This window comes from Neobacillus nitrireducens (assembly GCF_030915405.1).
In the GTDB taxonomy this organism is placed as follows: domain Bacteria; phylum Bacillota; class Bacilli; order Bacillales; family Cytobacillaceae; genus Neobacillus.
In genome coordinates this window covers 2,566,389-2,586,755 of sequence record NZ_CP133262.1, presented here as the reverse complement: position 1 = coordinate 2,586,755, position 20,367 = coordinate 2,566,389, and the positions used below count along the sequence as shown (strand labels likewise).

Annotated in this window: 12 protein-coding genes and 1 pseudogene; 10 read left to right on the top strand and 3 right to left on the bottom strand. The window is 39.3% G+C overall.

Going from position 1 to position 20,367, the window contains the following annotated elements:
* Positions 1–118 precede the first annotated feature (118 nt).
* Complete coding sequence (locus RCG22_RS12450; protein WP_308103192.1) at positions 119–754, top strand: LysE family translocator; 636 nt, start codon at positions 119–121, stop codon at positions 752–754.
* 182 nt (positions 755–936) lie between these two features.
* Here RCG22_RS12450 and RCG22_RS12445 read toward each other — a convergent pair whose 3' ends face one another.
* On the bottom strand, positions 937–2,043 hold the full coding sequence (locus RCG22_RS12445) for a glycosyl hydrolase family 18 protein (protein ID WP_308103190.1): 1,107 nt from the start codon (positions 2,041–2,043) through the stop codon (positions 937–939).
* A 417-nt stretch (positions 2,044–2,460) separates the two neighbouring features.
* Between RCG22_RS12445 and RCG22_RS12440 the strand changes: the two genes are divergently transcribed.
* The 4 genes from RCG22_RS12440 to RCG22_RS12425 all read left to right on the top strand — a co-directional run bounded on the left by RCG22_RS12440 (position 2,461) and on the right by RCG22_RS12425 (position 4,951).
* Positions 2,461–2,619: a hypothetical protein gene (locus tag RCG22_RS12440; protein ID WP_176525603.1), complete on the top strand. Its 159-nt coding sequence runs from the start codon at positions 2,461–2,463 to the stop codon at positions 2,617–2,619.
* A gap of 135 nt (positions 2,620–2,754) precedes the next feature.
* Entirely contained in the window at positions 2,755–3,243 is a 489-nt protein-coding gene (locus RCG22_RS12435) for a peptide ABC transporter substrate-binding protein (RefSeq protein ID WP_308103189.1), read from the top strand.
* Positions 3,244–3,282: 39 nt separating this feature from the next.
* Positions 3,283–4,458 (top strand): GNAT family N-acetyltransferase, encoded by a 1,176-nt coding sequence (locus RCG22_RS12430; protein ID WP_308103188.1) that lies wholly within the window; start codon positions 3,283–3,285, stop codon positions 4,456–4,458.
* 145 nt (positions 4,459–4,603) lie between these two features.
* Positions 4,604–4,951, top strand: coding sequence for a VOC family protein (locus tag RCG22_RS12425; protein ID WP_308107146.1), 348 nt, complete (start codon positions 4,604–4,606; stop codon positions 4,949–4,951).
* Positions 4,952–5,095: 144 nt separating this feature from the next.
* Here the strand turns inward: RCG22_RS12425 and RCG22_RS12420 are convergent, their stop codons facing one another.
* Complete coding sequence (locus RCG22_RS12420; protein WP_308103187.1) at positions 5,096–6,466, bottom strand: MATE family efflux transporter; 1,371 nt, start codon at positions 6,464–6,466, stop codon at positions 5,096–5,098.
* A 514-nt stretch (positions 6,467–6,980) separates the two neighbouring features.
* Between RCG22_RS12420 and RCG22_RS12415 the strand changes: the two genes are divergently transcribed.
* The 3 genes and pseudogenes from RCG22_RS12415 (at position 6,981) to RCG22_RS12400 (ending at position 12,657) form a co-directional block, all read left to right on the top strand.
* A complete protein-coding gene (locus tag RCG22_RS12415; RefSeq protein ID WP_308103186.1) occupies positions 6,981–10,166 on the top strand; it encodes a glycoside hydrolase in 3,186 nt (1,061 codons plus the stop codon).
* A 183-nt stretch (positions 10,167–10,349) separates the two neighbouring features.
* Complete coding sequence (locus tag RCG22_RS12410; protein ID WP_308107052.1) at positions 10,350–11,378, top strand: LacI family DNA-binding transcriptional regulator; 1,029 nt, start codon at positions 10,350–10,352, stop codon at positions 11,376–11,378.
* 119 nt (positions 11,379–11,497) lie between these two features.
* Positions 11,498–12,657, top strand: a pseudogene (locus tag RCG22_RS12400) (IS3 family transposase).
* A gap of 606 nt (positions 12,658–13,263) precedes the next feature.
* On the opposite strand, the gene RCG22_RS12395 reads toward RCG22_RS12400, so the two are convergent.
* The gene (locus RCG22_RS12395; protein WP_308107050.1) at positions 13,264–14,766 is read right to left on the bottom strand and encodes a malate:quinone oxidoreductase; all 1,503 of its coding nucleotides are present in this window, start codon (positions 14,764–14,766) and stop codon (positions 13,264–13,266) included.
* Between the two features lie 611 nt (positions 14,767–15,377).
* Here RCG22_RS12395 and RCG22_RS12390 point away from each other — a divergent pair.
* Entirely contained in the window at positions 15,378–16,382 is a 1,005-nt protein-coding gene (locus RCG22_RS12390; protein WP_308107049.1) for a DUF3231 family protein, read from the top strand.
* A gap of 290 nt (positions 16,383–16,672) precedes the next feature.
* On the top strand, positions 16,673–19,711 hold the full coding sequence (locus tag RCG22_RS12385; RefSeq protein WP_308107048.1) for an efflux RND transporter permease subunit: 3,039 nt from the start codon (positions 16,673–16,675) through the stop codon (positions 19,709–19,711).
* Positions 19,712–20,367 lie beyond the last annotated feature (656 nt).

Genomic DNA, 20,367 nt, shown 5'->3' with positions numbered 1-20,367 from the left:
TATCCTGATAGTTTAACGGGAATTAATCGAAAAAATTAAATGTTCAAACAAATATTGAACTACTATATAATAATGTGTAAGAATTCTTACTATGTAATATTCCGAAAGGAGAAGTAAAATGGTAAACTTTTATGCGTTTGTCATGTTGTGTGTTTTTTTAATTATTTTACCTGGTCCAGATACGGCAATTGTTACAAAAAATACTATTTCAGTGGGGAAATCGGGCGGCTTTAAAGCAGCTTTAGGTACTTGTTGTGCCCTTTGTATCCATACTTCTGCTGCAACATTAGGACTTTCAGCAATCATAATGAAATCAGCATTATTGTTTTCTGTCTTGAAATACGTTGGTGCTGTTTACTTGCTTTATCTTGGTATTAAAGCATTGTGGTCTTTGAAAAAGAATGATGAAACAACAGCTAGTGTTGAAGTGGACACAAAAAGACAACTTAAAAACACATCTTGTTTTAAACAAGGTTTCTTTACTAATTTATTAAATCCAAAAGTTGCTGTCTTTTTCTTAACCTTTTTGCCTCAGTTCGTGGAATCTGGAAGTAATACGTTTTTTCCATTCCTCATAATGGGCAGCACTTATATTATATTGACTGCCGTGTGGTTTTTACTTTATGTCTCCTTAATTAATCGTATCAGTGCTTTTATGAAAAGGCCAAAAACAAAAAAAATCATTGAAGGAATCACAGGTACAATCCTGATTGGTTTTGGTATAAAACTAGCACTAGAAAAGGTTCATAACTAGTTGAAGTGTTGTTATGATTTTTTGGGGAATTGCCGATACAAAAATAACCTAGCCTAAAAAGCTAGGGTTTTTGTGTATCTTTGTTCAATTATCCTGCTCTTTCGTGGATTAAGAATAAGTGTTCATCCTTTGTAAAAAGGGATCTCTGCAGTCATCCCAACAGGATTTGGGGGATCATTCCATTACTTTTTAACTTTTATTTTCTCGGGTATAGTCTTCCAGTACTTTGGGTCCTCCAAACCGAGCCGCCAGATCCCGATTCCCCGTAAATTATATTTTTCTACTATGTTTAGCTTAAACTGCAGACTATGGCTTTCCTCAAACCAAGCCTGATGGCTATGATGATCTTCATCTACGTAACTGAAATGAGGTGTTTGCGAATGGGAGTCCCATAGAACTTTCGCCTTATATTTTGTTTTCTGACCAATTAACTCTTCATAGGAGCTATATTTGGCTTTGCCTGCTGTTGTATCCCAGTCCCATCCATAACCAGCGATACCGAGTAAAATTTTTGATGGTGGTACTTTATGTTTCAAAGCATAACGAATCGTTGCTTCTGTCCAATTAACTGATGCAGTTGACCCGGGTTTTGTTCTTGGGTTGTGTTCATCGTATGTCATAATCATTAACCCATCTGAATATAGACCAAGCTTTTCATAATCAAACCACGGAGACCAGGGATTAGCACGGGAATCACCTGTGTTTGCCGGGACTGAAACCGTAACTACCTTTCCATCACGATGCAGTGCATTTGACAATTTTTTTATCAGCTGACTAAAGGAATCTCGGTCAGTCAAATGCAAATTTTCCATGTCAATATTAATACCGTCAAATTTAAACTGATTCATTTCATTGCGTAAGTTCTGAATGAAAACATTGCGGTTGTTATTGTTATTGAGTACATTACTCGCTACCTGCTTGCCCTTCTCGACGGTTTCATAAAAGAGATTATGTACAACCATATATACCTTCAGATGTTTTTTATGAGCACTTTGAATAACCTCAATCTTATGATCTGCTCTAACGGAATCAATAAGACTGCCCGGGCGTTTATCATCAAGCTTATACCAAAAGGGTGCTATGATGCTTAAACTGTTGAAATGAGAGTTAACTGTAGGTTGAGATCCTGGATACGATCCTTCCTTTTCTGTGTAGAAACCTAAAACTTCACGAGGAGTTTTAGTCTTATTGTATTCCTCTTTTGCTTGTGACTGACTACAGGATGTCATTAGTAATAATGCCATGCTTAAAGAAATGATGGTGAATGACCGGTAACAATTTTTCGCCATAATACACCTTCTTCTAATTTGTATATTTCTTACGTATCACATTCGGCTAGAAATTCTGTCACCCCTAATTAACCCTTTAATGATCGGACTTGCCTGATCGGAAGGACTTATAATCATTAGGGACTCCTTATTTTCTTCTTATAATTCCCTCGTTCCTTCTTATTATCATTATTCTTATACTAAGTAGCCCAGTTAAAATATCCTAGTAACGACATAAAGACGATATAACTTAGTGAAAATAAAATTAGAATTTTTTATAGGATAGAAATACCTTTCTTATTAAGTCTGGAGGTTTTTGTTATAATTGAGATAACATTTGGAAAATTTATGCTAATAGAGGTTTCAACGATTATTGAGTTGGTTTAAAAATAGTTGATCTAATAATAGTAGAATAGTAGAAAACTGGAGGGGTCTTTTATGATGAATTCTTTTATTCCTTTAATCACCTTTTTGCCACTAATCATCCTAGCATTTGTTGTTAGATGGGTTTATCAAATTAAAAAAAATAGTGAAATTCAAGTGGAGCAAAACAAACAAATAATCTCGCTTTTGCAAAATAAAGATAGTAGTAAGTAACTATTTTAGATCTAAAAAGACGTCTGACATAAGGACCCATTCGGTTTTTTGTGAACAAGTACGTTGTTTAAATAACTCCTTCCTTTGGAACCTTTGGAAATATGTTTCGTCTCTTATTAAAAGGGGGGCAAAAGATTGAAAATTAAACTTGGGACCATTTTATTGATTCTCTCGCTCTTTCTCACGGCTTGTAACATTGGAGTAGACCCGAAGGAGCATTTAGGTGAAATTTATAGCGTTGCGTTAGACACCATCATGGAAAAGGACGAGGCGTTGAGTAGTGATATGAAATTCATTGCGATTGATATGAGCAATTTCGACGATGGATTAAGTGAAAAGGATAAAAAAGATATACTTATCTTTTTCAAAGATAAATATAAAGTGGATGTAATGGATGTCACTTTTGAGGAACTGAAAGAAAAAGGATTCTACGATCCCGATAAAATGTCTTTGACTGGTGTCCTTCTTAGGATTGAGAAAATTGATTTTAAATGGAATCATAATGTTTTCTTTGAAGGTTCTAAATATCGATCAGGATTAGGTGCAATTGGTATGGAAGGTACGGTCCACTACACAGATGGTACTTGGCAATTGAAAGAGTCGAAAGAGACTTGGATAAGTTAATTTAATTATTTACAGGTCGTGAAAAGGGGAGGGAGCTTTATGCTGGTTAGAGAACTGACAGATAAGGATTACATAGAATCACTGAAACTTTCTGAGTATGCGTTTCAATATAAGGTTCCGGAATCAGAGATACCAGCGAGATTAGAACGATTGCGAAACCATAAAGTTTTAGGGATATGGGACGAGGACATACTCGCTGCCAAACTGCATATTTACCCACTTAGTATTTTCATGAAAGATGCGGAATGGAAAATGGGCGGTATCGCAGGAGTTGCTACATACCCGGAATATAGACGAAACGGTTATATAAACACACTCATGATTGATTCCTTAGAACATATGCGAAATAATGATCAGATTGTCTCACTTTTACACCCGTTTGATATTTCCTTTTATCGAAAATATGGATGGGAGATCTTAAATGAAACGAAAAAAGTCACGATTGAAAAAATGAACTTAAGGTTCCTCGAACCCCAGCAAGGTTTCATAAGAAGATTTTCAAGAGAGACTCATAATGAAGATATCGAAAAAGTTTATCAACAATATTCCGCTCAATTTACAGGGATGTTAAAACGTGAGACCTATTGGTGGAAACAACATGTTTATGATAAAGATTCGCAGATGGCAGTCTATTATCAACCCAACAAAGAGGCTATGGGCTATATGCTTTACCATGTGAAGGACAGTAAAATGGAGGTGCAGGAGCTGGTTGCTCTTGACCATGAAGCGAGAGTTGGTCTGTGGAATTTCATTTGCCAGCATGATTCCATGGTCGGTACCGTAACGATTCATCTTGCCAGTCAAGATCCTTTCCCTTATTTTCTGCAGCAGCCCAACGTGAAAATAGAGCTACACCCTTATTTTATGGCAAGGGTCGTCGATGCGGAGGATTGTCTGCGGAGATTTCCGTTTCTACATGAAAATGAGCCTCTATTCCTGCATCTTGAAGATTCGCATGCACCTTGGAATAATGGGAGCTATTTACTTGGTAAGGGAGAAATAAAGGTGTTTAAAGAAAAAGCCGGAGGTCAGTGTGTTCATCCTCCTAAAAAAGGGATTCGCTTAAATATCAATTCCCTTTCCGCAATTCTATTTGGTTACAAAAGGCCGATGGAGCTTTATGAAATGGGCTACCTGAAAGGATCCAAGCCTGAAATTGAACTTTTTGAAAAAAAGGTCCCGGTACTGAAATCATCATTTATTGACTTCTTTTAAGTTATGCGTTTATGCAAAGCAAAGGCGGGAGATAATTGAAAACAAAAAACTGATGCTTACTGCTCTAACGTGGCAGGTTGGTTGAAGAAGGAACTTAACAATAATTGAAAAACTAAAAAATTAAAGAAGACAGGGGTTAGATATGATGATAAAAGGTGTCGGAGGAATATTTTGGAGAACTAAGAATCTCGAAGCTGTAAAAAAATGGTACAATGAAGTGTTGAAGATTGAAATAAATGATTGGAATATGACTATGATTAAACCCCAATCAGGTAATGAGACGATCTTTTCTCTCTTTACCGAGGATAACAATTATTTTCCAATAGAACAACAAGTGATGTTAAATTTCGAAGTATTTAATATGAACGAGACTATTAAGCATCTTGAACAAATGGGTGTATCTCTTGTAAAGAAAGAAGAGAATAGTGAATTTGGAAAGTTTATTTGGATTAAAGATCCTGAAGGCCGACTGATTGAGCTTTGGGAGAAATAGTGGGTTGTAGTCTTTTTCTATTAAGCTAATGGGTGAGATAAGACAATAAGGATTAATATAAAAGAGCCTAAAATATGCAAGTTTTTATGCACAACTTGCGTATTTTGGCTCTTTTTACATTCATAAAAATACTGCCATTGATAACTAAGACACGCTTGACGATAAATTTGGTTTGACAACCTTCTTCTTTACCCAAGGTTTGGAGACCCAGCGTTTCAAGGCGAAACATCCTCGGACCCATTCATCAAGCCCTTGGGCCAGCCAAATTCCTAATAGTCCTAAACCAAGTGTAATTCCGAAAAAGTAACTAAATACTACGGCAATTCCCCACATGCAAATCATACCGATGACAACAGGGAATCGTACATCACCTACTGATTTTAAAGAACCCATCAGAACGATATTCATGGCACGGCCGGGTTCAATAAACACAATTGCCCATAATACTGGGAGAGCTATAGCAATAATGTTAGCATCGGTGGTAAATATAGTTAAGATTGGCTCACCAATTAGAGCAACAGCAAGGGAAACAGAAGCTGATACAATCACTGCAATTTTTAATGTCTTAAGACCCCTATTCAGGGCTCTGTCATATTGCTTCGCTCCAATATAACGAGCAATCAAGAGCTGTGTCCCTTGGGCAATGGCAACGGTAAACAGGAAGCAAATCATCGATATATTTAAAATATACACCCGAGCTGCTAATGCTGCATCACCGGTAAGTGCTACAAAGCTTGTAATTACTACTTGTGAAAATTGGTAGGAAAGGTTCTCTCCAGCGGATGGAACCCCGATAGAAAGAAGTCCCTTCACATCCGATTTATTGATTTTAAATACATCTTTTATATGAAACTTTAAAGATAGTCGTTTATAAACAAAGTAAAAAAGTGCAGCAATGATAAAAATCCGGGCCGCAAACATGGCATAGGCAACCCCGGCAACACCTGTTACAGGAAGGCCGAACCATCCTTTAATGGCGATAAAGGAACCGATGATACTAATCACATTCATGATAACAGTAACAACCATGGTTTCTCTGGTATATCCGTAGCTGCGCAAAACAGAACTTAATGCTAAGGCGATGGCTTCAAGGAAAAGAGATAGACCTATGATGGTCAGAAAGGTGTAAGCAAAATCATAAACTTCGCCGCTAAGTCCATAAAATTTTAAAAATAAACCGCCAAACGCAACCACAACGATGGTCATCAAAATTCCAACCCAGAAATTTACTCCCAGGGCAGACCTTGCAAGGCGTCGGGCCCGGTCCAATCGGTTTGCTCCTAAATTTTGACCGATGAGGATGGTCGCTCCGATGGCTGTAACGTTAAAGACTAAAATAAAAATATTAAGAATCTGATTGGCTACCCCAACTCCAGCAACAGCGTTGTCTGAATATCCGCTTAAAATTAATGTCGCAACAATTCCCATACCCATATGAAGCGATATTTCGATAAAAAGAGGCCATGTGATGCGAAACAATGATTGATCTTGGTACTTATTGTTCTCTATAGTCAATTTATCTCCTACTTTACTAAAATCATATAAAACCTATTTTAACTACATTTACTGGAAATTGAAATAAAAAGGTTATTCCTATAAATTTCAGTTGGATATAGGGACAAAAAAATAAAGCCAAAGGATAATCTTTTTGGCTCTTTTACTAGTATTATTGTTCCATTTCTTCTAAACTACTTTTTTTGGGTCTCAAGTCCTATTTTGTCTAGGTCCAATGAACTGAATATTTCCTTTGATATTGACAGCATCCAAAGCTGATTTTATATTAAACACAAGATAAGTATTCAGAATTGACAGACATACACGCTTTAAACATAGACAAAAAAGAAACCGGTTTCTTTTTTGAAAAAATACAGCAGATCCATGTTTCAATTGATCAAAGAGAAATGCTCAGCTAATCAGGGAGTAAGAACTTTTTTAATTTATAGAAACCGGTTTCTATACCGAACTTTTAGGAGGTGATCCTTAGCGTAACTGTCTCACTCTAGGAAAAATAGTAATAGGGGGAAGCAAAATGGCAAAAGCTAATCTTAAACAAATGACTAAAAGGATTTTAACATGTGGTTCGGCCACGGCCCTTACGCTTAGTCTGCTCGCACCTGCAGCAGCACCCAAGGTATCTGCCGCTGAAGTAACTCAATCTAGCACACTAGCAGAAACGGTGAAATTAGACCCAAGTTATCAACAGGCACCATTTGATGGTTGGGGAACAGCCCTTGTATGGTTTGCGAATATTACGGGCGGCTGGCCAGATGAAGTCAAAAACCAATTAGCCGATGCTCTTTATGGTGAGGATGGACTTAATTTTAATATTGCTCGTTATAATATAGGCGGTGGTGATTCACCAGAGACCGCTCCATACATGCGCCTTGGCGGAGCAGTTCCAGGTTATTGGAATCGACCTGCCCAATTTGGGCCGCCAAATGGCAACACAGAAGGCTGGTCAGAGCAGCCAAATTGGTGGGACCCAACCAATCCTGACCATTGGAATTGGAACGCTGATGCCAACCAGCGCTGGTGGCTCTCGGCAGCTAAGTCGAGAGGAGCAGATACGTTTGAAGCCTTTTCGAACTCAGCACCATACTTTATGACACAGAGCGGATATGTATCCGGAAACTGGGATTCAAATAAGGATAACCTAAAATCCGATCAATACAAGAATTTTGCCAGCTATTTAACAGGAGTTGTCGACCATCTGCAGAAAGACACTGGCATTCAATTTAAAACGCTTTCACCGGTAAATGAACCGAATACGAACTACTGGGGAGCCAAGGGCAGACAGGAAGGATCACACTGGAACCCGGAATCACAAGCGAAAATGATCAATGAAGTGAAAAAACAATTGACCGCAAAAGGATTGGATACCGTTGTATCGGCAATGGACGAAACCAATCCAGGAAAATTTCGCGCCAATTGGGATGCGTACAATACGGAAACCCGCAATAATATCGGGCAGTTGAATGTACATACGTACGGGACTGGAGAAAGAATTGGTGCCCGAGATATTGCCAAAGGTGCGCACAAACGACTGTGGATGTCTGAGGTTGACCTAAGTGTCGGCGGCCAGAATCATGAGGACATCAAGACAGGGCTTGCCATATCAGAAAGAATCCAGGCGGATATCCAGCAGCTCGAGCCGGAAGCATGGGTACTTTGGCAGGCAGTTGAAGATGAAGTTAACATGAGACCTGAAAATGAAAATGGGAACTGGGGTCTGATGCAGGTTGACTTTGCTGCAAAGGATTTCAGCAAATTTAAAATCTACAAAAATAAAAAATACTACGCAGTGGGCAACTACAGTAAATTTATCCGCCCTGGCGACCAGTTTATAAATTCAAACAACAAGGATACCCTAGCCGCGATTGATAAGAATGATGACTCCGTTGTCGTAGTTTATACCAATTCATCTGCAGAACAAAAATCAGTCGACTTCGACTTATCTGGATTTGAAACGGTAAATGAGACAGCAACGGCCACGCCATATGTAACATCAGCCACCGATAATTTACAGAAAAAGGCAGACATCAAGGTAAAGGAAGATACATTAGAGGCGGTTGTTCCAGCACAATCGATTACGACATTCGTCGTATCCGGTGTTTCAGGTGTCAATAACGAAGCTGGATTTATAAATAGTGATGATCATTACAAAATTAGCAATCAGAATAGTGGCAAGGTCCTCGATATCATTCAGGATGGAAAGATTGTGCAAAAATCGTATGACCGCGATAAAGCGAGCCAGCAGTGGAGCATTCAAAAAGTAACCAATGGAAACAGCTCCAAAGAATTATATAAAATCGTCGACACCCACAGTAGCAAAGTAATTGGTGTAGATAATGGGGCAGCTGTCGTACAATCCGATCAAAACACGAAGAGCCAAAAGTGGATGATGTCCACCTCCGGCAATCAACAATACACATTCATTAACGCTGCAAACGGTCAGCTGCTTGAAGTTGGCGGTGCGTCAACAAAAGAGGATGCTGGTGTCGATGTTTGGTCAGCGAATGCTGGAAAGAATCAGACCTGGATCATCCATAAGGCTGGAATTGTGAACATTGAGCCAGTCAATGTGGTCGTCATCAAGAAAAAAATTGCACCAGAAATGCCTGAGACTGTTACCACAATTTATGGTGATGGGGAAAGAGTGCAAAAAGCCGTGCAATGGGAGTCGATTGACCCTGAACAATATGACAGGGAAACCACTTTTACCGTGAACGGCACGGTTGAAGGAACGAACATTCCTGCTGTCGCAAAGGTGACAGTTAGCAAGGTGGAAAGCGTGGAATCGGTTCAAGTGAAAACTGTTCCAGGCAAAGCGCCTGTCCTGCCGGAATTTGCCCCTGCCAAACTTGAAAATGGTACAGAAGGAAACGTCCGTGTGAATTGGGAAACGATCGATCCAAGTAAGTATGAAACTCTTGGTAAATTTACTGTAAAAGGCTCGATTCCTAAGAGTCCGGTTAAAGTAACAGCCCATGTGCAAGTCACTAAACCGGCATTGCAGAACATTGCCTTAAATCTTCCAGGCTCAGGGCATGAGTTTCCAAAGGCATCTGCTTCCTTTACTGGACAGTATGATAAAGCTACCAATGTCAATGATGGAGATATCTCCTCCGTTCGCTGGACGAATTGGGATCCCAACAGCTGGAGGGCAGAAGATTGGGTGGCAATCGATTTTGGCAGTGCAGATACGATTTCAAAACTCGATTTCCATTTCTATGATGATGGGGGCGGCACTAGACCACCTGCATCTCTAAAGCTGGAGTACTGGGATGGGACCGAATGGAAGTACATCGAAGCTACCCAATTAGATGTAATGGCGAAAAAGGACGTAACGGTGAATTTTGCACCAGTTACCACCTCGAAGATTCGAGTGGTAATGAAGGCGATACCAAATACATGCATAGCAATTTCCGAAATAGAGGTATTTGGAAAGGGAGATGTCACAAAAGCTGAACCAAGCATTGGTGAGGATGCTACGCTTGAGAGCATCTTAATCGATGGAAAGCCGCTTAAGGATTTCCAACCTGACCAATTGACCTACGATGTGAACGATAAAGCAACGAAATCACCTGTCGTTACAGCCGTAACCAACGACTTGTTTGCTTCCTATCAAGTATCTGAACAAGAGGACGCAGCTGTGATCACCGTTAAATCGGAGGATGGGCTCCAGACGGAAACGTATACGGTTAAATTTAGATAATCCAAAAGGTCATAGTTGAGGATGCCAAGATCCTTAACTATGATCTTTTATTGCGTTTTTCTCCCCGTCCCCTCTTTCACCTTATCGACTACCATTTTTCTATAAAAATAGATACAATTGAAAGAAAGATAAAACGGATTTCTATGAATTTTATTATTTTTTCTAAAGAAAGGAGGTCTTCCATTGGAAAAAAAAACGTTTACTATCTACGATATAGCTGAGGCCACAAACGTATCTCCGGCAACTGTATCGCGGGTCCTAAATGGTAATTATCCAGTCAGCAGAAAAACAAAAGAAAAGGTACTGGCAAAAATACAAGAATATAATTTTCAGCCGAACAGCATTGCGAGAAGTTTGTCAAAAAAAGAAACTAAGATGATCGGGTTGATATTACCAGACATCACGAATCCATTCTTTTCAAGCTTCTGCATGGAATTGGAGAAATGCGCTCAAAAAAAGGGCTATACAATCTTCTTATGTAATTCCATGAACGATAGCGAGATGGAGTCGGTTTACCTAAAGGTTCTCTCAGAGCGCCAGGTCGAGGGGATTATTATGATGGGCGGCCGGATTAATAAATCGGTAACCGATACGGAAGAGGCGGATGAAGTACTGGAGGTTATGAAAAAGATCCCGGTGTTGATGGTCAATGGAGCGATGGCGGGCGTCGAATGTTATCAAGTGAGATCTGATGAGCGATTGGGTATGAAAATGATAATGGAGCATTTGGTTGAGATAGGTCACAAAAATATTGGCTTGCTGGGGGGAAAGCAGGGGATCACTTCAACCGATATCAAAGTAGAAGGATTCAAGCAGCTCCTCATGGAGAAGGGGCTAGTTTATCATCCTGAATGGCATATTTACAGCGGATTTTCTGTAGGAAGCGGACAAAAGGCGATGGACAAGCTGCTGGAAAACGAGAAACTGCCAACAGCGATTATATGTATGAATGATATGATTGCCTCTGGAGCTTTAGTTGCGTGCAATCATCAAAAAATTGACCCTAAGAACTTTGCCTTTGTGGGCTATGATGACTCGTTTGTCGCCGATATCTTAACACCGAGCCTGACCTCCATTAACCATGATTACGAAAAACTCGGAACAGTGGCACTGGATTTAATTATCAACTCAAAAAATGAACAAGAAGCACTTGATGTAATGAAAAAAGTAACGATTGCCCCCTTTCTTACTAAACGGAACTCCACTGTATGAAGGACAAAACTCGCCTCAGGAACAAGAGAAATGTCCTTCATTGATGTTAGACTAAATTATGGACACGATAAATTGGGCATAATAGTAAAAATATCCAATTTATAAAGGACGTGTCGAGATTGGGAACACATTATGATAGAGAGTACAAAACACAAGCTGCCAGGCTAGTGGTAGAGGAAGGGCGAACGATAACTCAGTTAGCGGATGAGTTAAATGTTTCACCCAAGACATTGGGCAGGTGGGCTAGAATTTATAGGGACCAGACGGAAAATGGTTTTATCGGAAGTGGAAATGTTCATCCGGATTTTAAGGTACAAAAGGATTTAGAAAAAAAGGTTAAGGATCTAGAAGAGGAGAATGCCATTCTAAAAAAGGCGATGCACATCTTCACCAAAAGCCCGAAGTAATTTATAAGTTTATAAAGGAGCACGTAAAAGTGTTTCGAGTGGCGAAGATGTGCAAGGTGCTAAATGTTTCAAAAAGTGGTTATTATGACTGGCGAAAGCGACCTTTGAGTAATCAGGCAAGGCGTCGACAACAGTTGACGAAAGAAGTAAAGCGGGTTCATGAAGAATCAAATCAAATTTATGGAAGTCCTAAGATTCAGAAACAGCTGAAAAATGAAGGAATAAATACTTCCGAAAGAACTGTTCAACGAATTATGGCAAATGAATCTATACGTTCTAAAACTATAAAAAAGTATAAAGCAACAACAAATTCAGACCATAATAACCCATTATATCCTAATATTATAAATCAAGATTTTACAACGACAGCGCCAGGTGAAGTTTGGGTGGCTGATATTACTTATATTTGGACTAAGGAGGGTTGGCTATATCTAGCGTCAGTAATGGACTTGTATTCACGAAAGATTATTGGATTTAATATGGGGAATCGTTTGACGAAAGAATTGACTATTACTGCTTTAGAAAGAGCTATGATTAATCAGCCGCCTAGAAAGGGACTTATTCATCATTCTGATCGAGGAAGTCAATATGCATCAATTGATTATACTAATAAGCTTAAGGGTGCAGAAATAACCATTAGTATGAGTCGTAAAGGTAACTGTTATGATAATGCTTGTATAGAATCATTTCATAGCTCGATCAAGAAAGAATTGATTTATCAAAAAAAATATAAAACCCGTGATGAGGCCACAATGAGCATTTTCGATTACTTGGTGGGATTTTACAATTCAAAACGTATTCATTCTACTTTAGGATATGTATTACCAAATACATTTGAAAAGCAGTATTTATTAAAGTTACCTCTGGCTTAATTGGGACTATTTCCTGTTAGAGTAGTGAGCCTTTAAAAAGGCTCACTACTCTAACAGGTTAGCAAACGAAGTGCGGTAGGGTTTTTATTATAAAAATCTCAATTTATTTTGTCCGTTTTCTTGACGTAGTATCAAAAGTTGCCTCGTGAACAAGAGAAATGTCCTTCATAAGCGGTATGAAGGACAAAAGTTGCCTCGTGAACAAGAGAAATGTCCTTCATAAGCGGTATGAAGGACAAAAGTTGCCTCGTGAACAAGAGAAATGTCCTTCATAAGCGGTATGAAGGACAAAAGTTGCCTCGTGAACAAGAGAAATGTCCTTCACAAGCGGTATGAAGGACAAAAGTTGCCTCGTGAACAAGAGAAATGTCCTTCATAAGCGGTATGAAGGACAAAAGTTGCCTCGTGAACAAGAGAAATGTCCTTCATAAGCGGTATGAAGGACAAAAGTTGCCTCGTGAACAAGAGAAATGTCCTTCACAAGCGTATGAAGGACAAAATTCGCCTCAGGAGCATGAGAGGTGTCCTTCAAATTGTTCAATCAAGGAAAGATACTCCATAACGGTATTGTATGTCTATTAAAATAACAAAGTTTACGAAACAGTCTTAACTAAACACCAGCTCTTTTTCGCTTAGACCAAGCGTCGCTGCTGTTGTAGTATGAACTTCGTGCAGAAGTTCTGGCTTGTCCATTAATGTGAGGCCATAAGAAGGAATCATTTCTTTGATTTTCGCTTCCCATTCTTTCACATGTTGCGGGAAGGATCTTTTGATTACCTCTAGCATAACGTGAACAGCAGTAGAGGCACCCGGAGAAGCACCTAGTAATGCCGCAATCGACCCATCAGCGGCGGTAATTACTTCTGTTCCAAATTGAAGCGTTCCTTTGCCGCCGGCTTCCGTATCCTTAATCACTTGGACACGCTGGCCCGCTACGACTAAATCCCAATCCTCCGCTTTGGCGGTCGGGATAAACTCACGTAATTCTTCCATGCGTTGTTCTTTTGATAACATGACTTGTTGAATCAGGTATTTCGTCAATGACAACTCTTTTGCGCCCGCCGCCAGCATCGTTAAGACATTATTCGGTTTGACGGAGGTGACTAAATCAAACATGGAACCCATTTTTAAGAACTTAGGTGTGAAGCCGGCAAATGGTCCAAAAAGCAATGATTTTTTATTGTCGATAAATCTGGTGTCAAGATGCGGAACAGACATTGGCGGTGCACCAACCTTAGCTTTTCCGTACACTTTGGCATGATGCTGCGAGACTACTTCTGGATTGTTACATACCATAAATAGTCCACTTACCGGGAATCCTCCGATATGTTTTCCTTCAGGAACCCCAGATTTTTGAAGTAAATGCAGGCTTCCTCCACCGCCCCCGATAAACACGAATTTGGCCGTATGGCGTTCGATCCTGCCACTGAATTGATTTTGCACTTTCAATTCCCACAAGCCATCGCTCGTCCGTGAAATATCATTAACACTATGATTGTAGTTTATCTCGACATTTTTACTCTCTAAATGGTCAAACAACATGCGCGTTAAAGCCCCAAAGTTAACATCCGTGCCAGAATCGACTTTTGTGGCCGCTATCGGTTCGTTCAAAGTACGCCCTTCCATAATAAGCGGAATCCAATCTATTAATTTATCATGGTCATCGGAGAATTCCATCCCTTGAAATAGGGGATTATTTGACAGCGCTTTAAAACGTTTTTTCAAAAATGATACATTTTGTTCCCCTTCTACTAAACTCATATGAGGCAATTGTCTGATAAAGTCCTGCGGATTACTTAGTAGATTGTTGTTTACTAGATATGACCAAAACTGCATAGAAACCTGAAACTGTTCATTAATATTGATAGCTTTGCTAATATCGATCGAACCGTTTGGTTTTTCGACGGTATAGTTAAGCTCGCACAGTGCTGCATGCCCCGTTCCCGCATTATTCCATTCGTTGGAGCTTTCCTCTCCAGCGTTTGCGAGCTTTTCAAAAACTGTAATGTCCCATTCCGGTACTAATTCTTTCAAGAGTGTTCCTAAAGTAGCACTCATGATTCCGGCACCAATTAATATGACGTCCGTTTTAGTTTCACTGTAGCTCATTTTTATCAACCTTTTCTCCTGGAATTTGCAGAAAAGATGTAGGCTTCAAACCAAGCATAGGCCGAAAATAACACGCACCTTTTCTGTCTTATTTATTACCATATTCACTGTATTGAAATTATTTATATATTAAAATATCTTTATTATATGACAATTTCAAATTATTTTAAAGTGGAAAGTGCGACCACAAGGTTTAGGAGCAAATAAATCTTGTGGTCGCAGCTGAATGTCGATGAATAAATATGTTTCTCAGATGAATAATAACCATAGTGTTATCTTTTAGCACTATACTTCAATGTGGAGGGATAGACTTTGAATATTCTTTTTAGCCTATTTTTAACCATAATTTTCATGGGTATTAGAGCAGCATTCTTAATCAGTCATACGACCGCAAGATTAAAATGTTTGTTAAGAATGCCATCTTTCACTTAGGCAAGGATATTCTATAAGTGTCGACGATTTCGCATTGTAGAAAAAGGTGAGCATAATTATGCTTACCTTTTTTTGGTGTAATTTCGCTTTCTAATGAGTCCTTTTTCGCTTCGTAAAAATCAAATAAAATTTTTCATACTCCAAGATGAATTGGTAAATAATAACCAAGAGGTGAAAGAATGGAAAAGGAAAAATTAAAACTCACATCATCCGAAATAGGAACTTTATGGGGAGAGTATATAAACGGAACAGCCGTTGATATTATCAATAGATATATGGTTTCTATTATCGAGGACGAGTCCATTAAAACTATTTTTAAGGATGCCATTCAGACGTTTGAAAAGCAAAAGCAACAAATTGTTACTTTTATTGAGAACGAAGGGTTTCCCGTTCCAATCGGATTTACAGAATCAGACCTCTTTAAAGGGAAACAGCGTTTATTCACAGATATATTTTGCCTGAATTATTTACACATTATGACTTTACATGGTTTGCTAGGACATACCACTTCATTGGGTGTTTCTGTCAGAAAGGACTTAAGATTATTTTACGATTCATGTGATAACGACGCGAAAAGAATGTATCATCTGACCATTGAGTTATTGCTTGAGAAAGGAAGCTTTCAGAGAGATCCTTTATTTTATCCTTCCGAGAACCCAGAGTTTATTTCCAGCGAAGATTATTCCGATGGATTTTTTGGGAAAGGGAGACGTTTATCTGCAATAGAGATTATTAGTATTTCTTTCAACCTTAAGAAGAGTATTATGGCAAAAACTCTTTCCATCGCATTCAGTCAAATTGCACAATCAAAAGACGTAAGAAAATTTTTAGAGGATGCCGAAAAAACGGCTGATCATCAAATAAAATCTTTTACAAAAATTATGCAATTGGATAATTTGCCAGTGCCGAAATCTTGGGAAACCGAAGTAACCACTTCAACAAACTCTCCCTTTTCCGATAAGTTAATGTTGTATCATATCGGTTTCTTGTTTCAAGCAGCACAAAACTATCATGGGGCAGGATTAGCATCTGCCATGCGAACAGACCTTGTAACTACTTATGAGGCGACAATTCTAAAAAACCTTATAATCTCCAAGAAGTGGTTTAATATTATGGTTCAAAATAAGTGGTTAGAACAACCACCACTTGCTCCTAATAGAAAAGAAATTGCAAAAGAAAAATAAATAATGTGGTCCAGGGATTAAAAGAAAGAAGAATTTGACCGCGACCACTAGGTGAGAACAAAATGAACACTGGCTTAGGTAGCCGTGTTCATTTTTTATTTGGCGCTATTTTATTTTAGAAAATAAATCATCTTCCACTAACTTATCCTCAGGAATTTGTATATCCAACTCTCCTCTAAATCAGCAATTATTATATTTTTGTAAATTTTAACAATTTTGTGATAGAATACCTATTAGTGGATGGTATATTTTAACTAGTTTGATAATTTTATATGTTTGGAGGTTTATTTATGATATGGTTTACCAAATGGGCATTGCGGAACAGGCCGGCGCTTGTTTTTTCTGTTATTGCCTCAATTATCTTCGGTATTTTCAGTTATACTCGGATCCCGATGGAGCTCATGCCTTCAGCAGACCAGCCGTTTATTACGATTTCCGTAGTAGGTAACGGCATGGATGCGGTCAGTATGGACGAACAGGTCACGCAGCCGATTGAAAAGGTGTTAACCGGGATCAAAGGGAAACGAAATGTGGTTGCTGAAACGGGCAATAACTTTTCTCAGATGACGGTGACATTTGAATCGGACACGAATCTGAAAGAAGCCAGGCAGCAGATTCAAGATAACATCTCAATGGTCAATCTGCCAAATGGAGTCATGAAACCGTATGTTGTGCTCCTCAATACATCGCAAATTCCAGTTGTTTACTTAGGGCTCACATTCGATAAAGAAATCGGAAATAACGAGCTGAACCTCGTCGACAACGAGATCCTTCCACTATTCAAAGACGTTAAAGGGGTCGGAAACGTAATCACCTATGGTGGTAAAAATCAGCAGGTCTCGATTAAAGTCGACGCAGCCAAACTTGCCGCTGCCCAATATCCTCTTGAAAAGCTATATACCGTCCTAAAAGGAAAAAATGCATCGGTTGCCGTCGGAGAACAAACCCTGAATAATCAAGAAACCAGCATCATCGTGACAGGCAAATTAGAAAGTCTCGAAGACATTCAAAACCTTCAGTTAAACAAAGGTACTAAACTGAAAGATGTTGCGGATGTGACGTTGGAGAAAGATACCACCAGTATTACCCATATGAACGGAAAGAGTTTTATTGAAATCGTCGTCCAGAAAGATTCAACCAGCAATGCTGTCACTCTCGGTAAGGAAGTGGCAAAGCTAGCAAAGGATATTAACCATGACTATAAAGGAACATTAACCGCAACGGTATTTATTAACTTAGCCGATACGGTTCTGAATTCAATAAATTCGATGACGAGAGAAGTACTGACAGGAGCCTTATTTGCCACTTTGATTATCTGGCTGTTCCTGAAAAGCTTCCGCATGACTCTAATTACAATCATCAGCATACCGCTTTCTCTATGTATTACGATGATTTTATTATCCTTCTTTGGGGTCACTTTAAATATTCTGACGCTCGGCGGAATCGCCGTATCTGTCGGACGACTCGTGGACGATAGTATCGTTGTCGTGGAAAATATCTTCCGAAGAAAACAAGGAAATCAATTGACACCGTCCTTTATCATCGATGCGGTAAAGGAAGTGGCGGCTGCGATTACGTCATCTACGCTTACGACGGTCGCCGTGTTTCTTCCGATGACATTGGCATCTGGCAGTTTACGAGATTTAATCGCGCCGTTTGCGATTACCATTACCTGTTCGCTGCTGTCTTCCCTCCTTGTGGCCTTAACCGTTGTGCCTGCACTGAGCGGACGATTGATGAAAAATGTCAAAACAAAAGAACACAAACCAAAAAGCTTTTATCCCTCAGTTCTTCGGTGGTCTTTGAACCATAAATGGCTTCCGATTGTCCTGTCGGTGGTAGTGGTCATCGGAGCTGTCGGGTTATTCACCATGATTCCCAAAGGATCGGTAGACCAAAAAGACAGTGCTTACCTGTCCGTTCTATTAAAGTATCCAAACGGGGCGAAATTTGCTGACATTCAAGAGGGTCTTTCCAAGTTGGAAACCATTCTTTCAAAGCAGGAAGGCGTGACCAATAACATTGTTCAGGTTGGCAACAATGCCGATGCAGCTCAGTTTGGGGAGCTTCAGGACGGAAATCAAGTGCAATTCATGGTCTTTTTGAAGGAAGGCGTCGATTCCGCTAAGATCGCACAAGCATTAAGGAAAACAAAAAATCAATTCCCTACGGCCGAGTTAATCGCGAATACAGCTGGGCTCATGGGTGAAAACAAAACCACTGTTTCAGTGGATGTGCTAGGTAAAAACGATTCGGATATTAAAAAAGCAGCCGATATCATTATAAAAAAATTAAACACCATTAAAGGTGTTCAAAAAGTGGAAAGTAATGATGCGGACAAGAAACCAACGGTAAACATCACCGTCGATTCGAAAGTTGCAAACGCCGAGGAAGTTTCCGGCTCTCTTCAAGCAATGCTGCAGCCGGCAGTTATCGGCAACATGAAGATCGACGGACGGACCACAATGGTAAAGCTCGGTGCGTTAAAGGAAATCCGTACCTCCAAAGACCTAGAAAACTTAGAGATTTTTACACAAGACGGTCCGGTATTGTTATCAAAAGTGGCTGAAGTCGAACAGATTGAACAGCCAGGCACTCTTTATTCTAAAGACGGTCAACATTATCTTCAGGTGAATGCAACGGTTCATCCGAAGAAAATGGTCAACGTGGCCGGAGAAATTAACAAACAATTACTGACATGGGATAAAGACAAGACTTTCGGGAATGAAACAAGTGCTGAACTCACGGGAAGCTCTATGCAGTCTACTGATGATTTAATGGAACTGGCAAAGCTCGCGATGTTCTCAATCGGAATTGTCTTCATGATTCTATTAATCACTCTAAAATCATTCCGAGCCAGCTTCGCGATCTTGCTATCCTTGCCGCTTGCTGCGATTGGTTCGCTATTAGGACTCGTCGTCTCAAAATCGAGCATTGATATCTCTTCTGGAATTGGCATGCTGATGCTTGTCGGGATCGTCGTGACGAATGCCATTGTCTTGGTCGACCGAATCCGTCATAACGAAGAAAATATGACCATTCGGGAAGCGATTATGGAAGCAGGAACGGTCCGCCTTCGTCCCATTTTGATGACGGCACTGGCTACCGTATTTGCCATGGTACCGCTTCTTTTTGCGCATGAATCTGCCATGAGTATGAATCTGGTTTCCAAAGGACTTGCCGTCGTGGTTATTTTTGGACTAATTGTGTCTACCTTACTGACTCTGATCGTCATTCCAACGTTCTACGAACTGTTCCATTTCCGAAAAGCGAAAAAACAGCGGGTAAAGAAAGGGACGGAAGAAAATCATAATGAGTTTTCTATATAAAACACAAAAAACAGCAGACCAGGGTTTGCTGTTTTTTGTGTTATCTATACTTTATATGGAAATTAATTTCTTAAGCATATCGCCGAAAGGAACTAACCAGAATACAAATTTAAAATATAGATAAATATAAAAAGCATATACGCGACCAGTATGAAGGACAAAACCTTTGATTTTGGAGTGATTATTGTCCTTCATACCGCTTATGAAGGACAAAACCTTTGATTTTGCAGCAATTATTGTCCTTCATACCGCTTATGAAGGACAAAACCTTTGATTTTAGAGCGATTATTGTCCTTCATACCTCTTATGAAGGACAAAACATTTGATTTTGGAGCGACTATTGTCCTTCATACCACTTATGAAGGACAAAACCTTTGATTCTGCGGCCCCTTATGTCCTTCATGCCGTATTTATCAAAATAAAAAACTAATTCATCCCATAATCATTCAAAAACTATGCCCCAAGATTTTCCTGTGTATATATGGTAAGATTAGTTCTAATACCTTCAAAAAGATAAAGGAGCATAGTCCTCCCTTATTGTCCTGAAATACAAATAATGCCAATGTAACCTTTGCGTATTTGATTTCTTGTACGAAGGTTTATTTTTTTATTAAGGAGGAGTTAATAATGAAAAAATCAATGAAGTTTTGCAGTAG

Coding starts and splice junctions, on each gene's coding strand:
- RCG22_RS12450 (WP_308103192.1), top strand. CDS start 119: ATGGTAAACTTTTATGCGTTTGTCATGTTGTGTGTTTTTTTAATTATT.
- RCG22_RS12445 (WP_308103190.1), bottom strand. CDS start 2,043: ATGGCGAAAAATTGTTACCGGTCATTCACCATCATTTCTTTAAGCATG.
- RCG22_RS12440 (WP_176525603.1), top strand. CDS start 2,461: ATGATGAATTCTTTTATTCCTTTAATCACCTTTTTGCCACTAATCATC.
- RCG22_RS12430 (WP_308103188.1), top strand. CDS start 3,283: ATGCTGGTTAGAGAACTGACAGATAAGGATTACATAGAATCACTGAAA.
- RCG22_RS12425 (WP_308107146.1), top strand. CDS start 4,604: ATGATAAAAGGTGTCGGAGGAATATTTTGGAGAACTAAGAATCTCGAA.
- RCG22_RS12415 (WP_308103186.1), top strand. CDS start 6,981: ATGGCAAAAGCTAATCTTAAACAAATGACTAAAAGGATTTTAACATGT.
- RCG22_RS12395 (WP_308107050.1), bottom strand. CDS start 14,766: ATGAGCTACAGTGAAACTAAAACGGACGTCATATTAATTGGTGCCGGA.
- RCG22_RS12390 (WP_308107049.1), top strand. CDS start 15,378: ATGGAAAAGGAAAAATTAAAACTCACATCATCCGAAATAGGAACTTTA.
- RCG22_RS12385 (WP_308107048.1), top strand. CDS start 16,673: ATGATATGGTTTACCAAATGGGCATTGCGGAACAGGCCGGCGCTTGTT.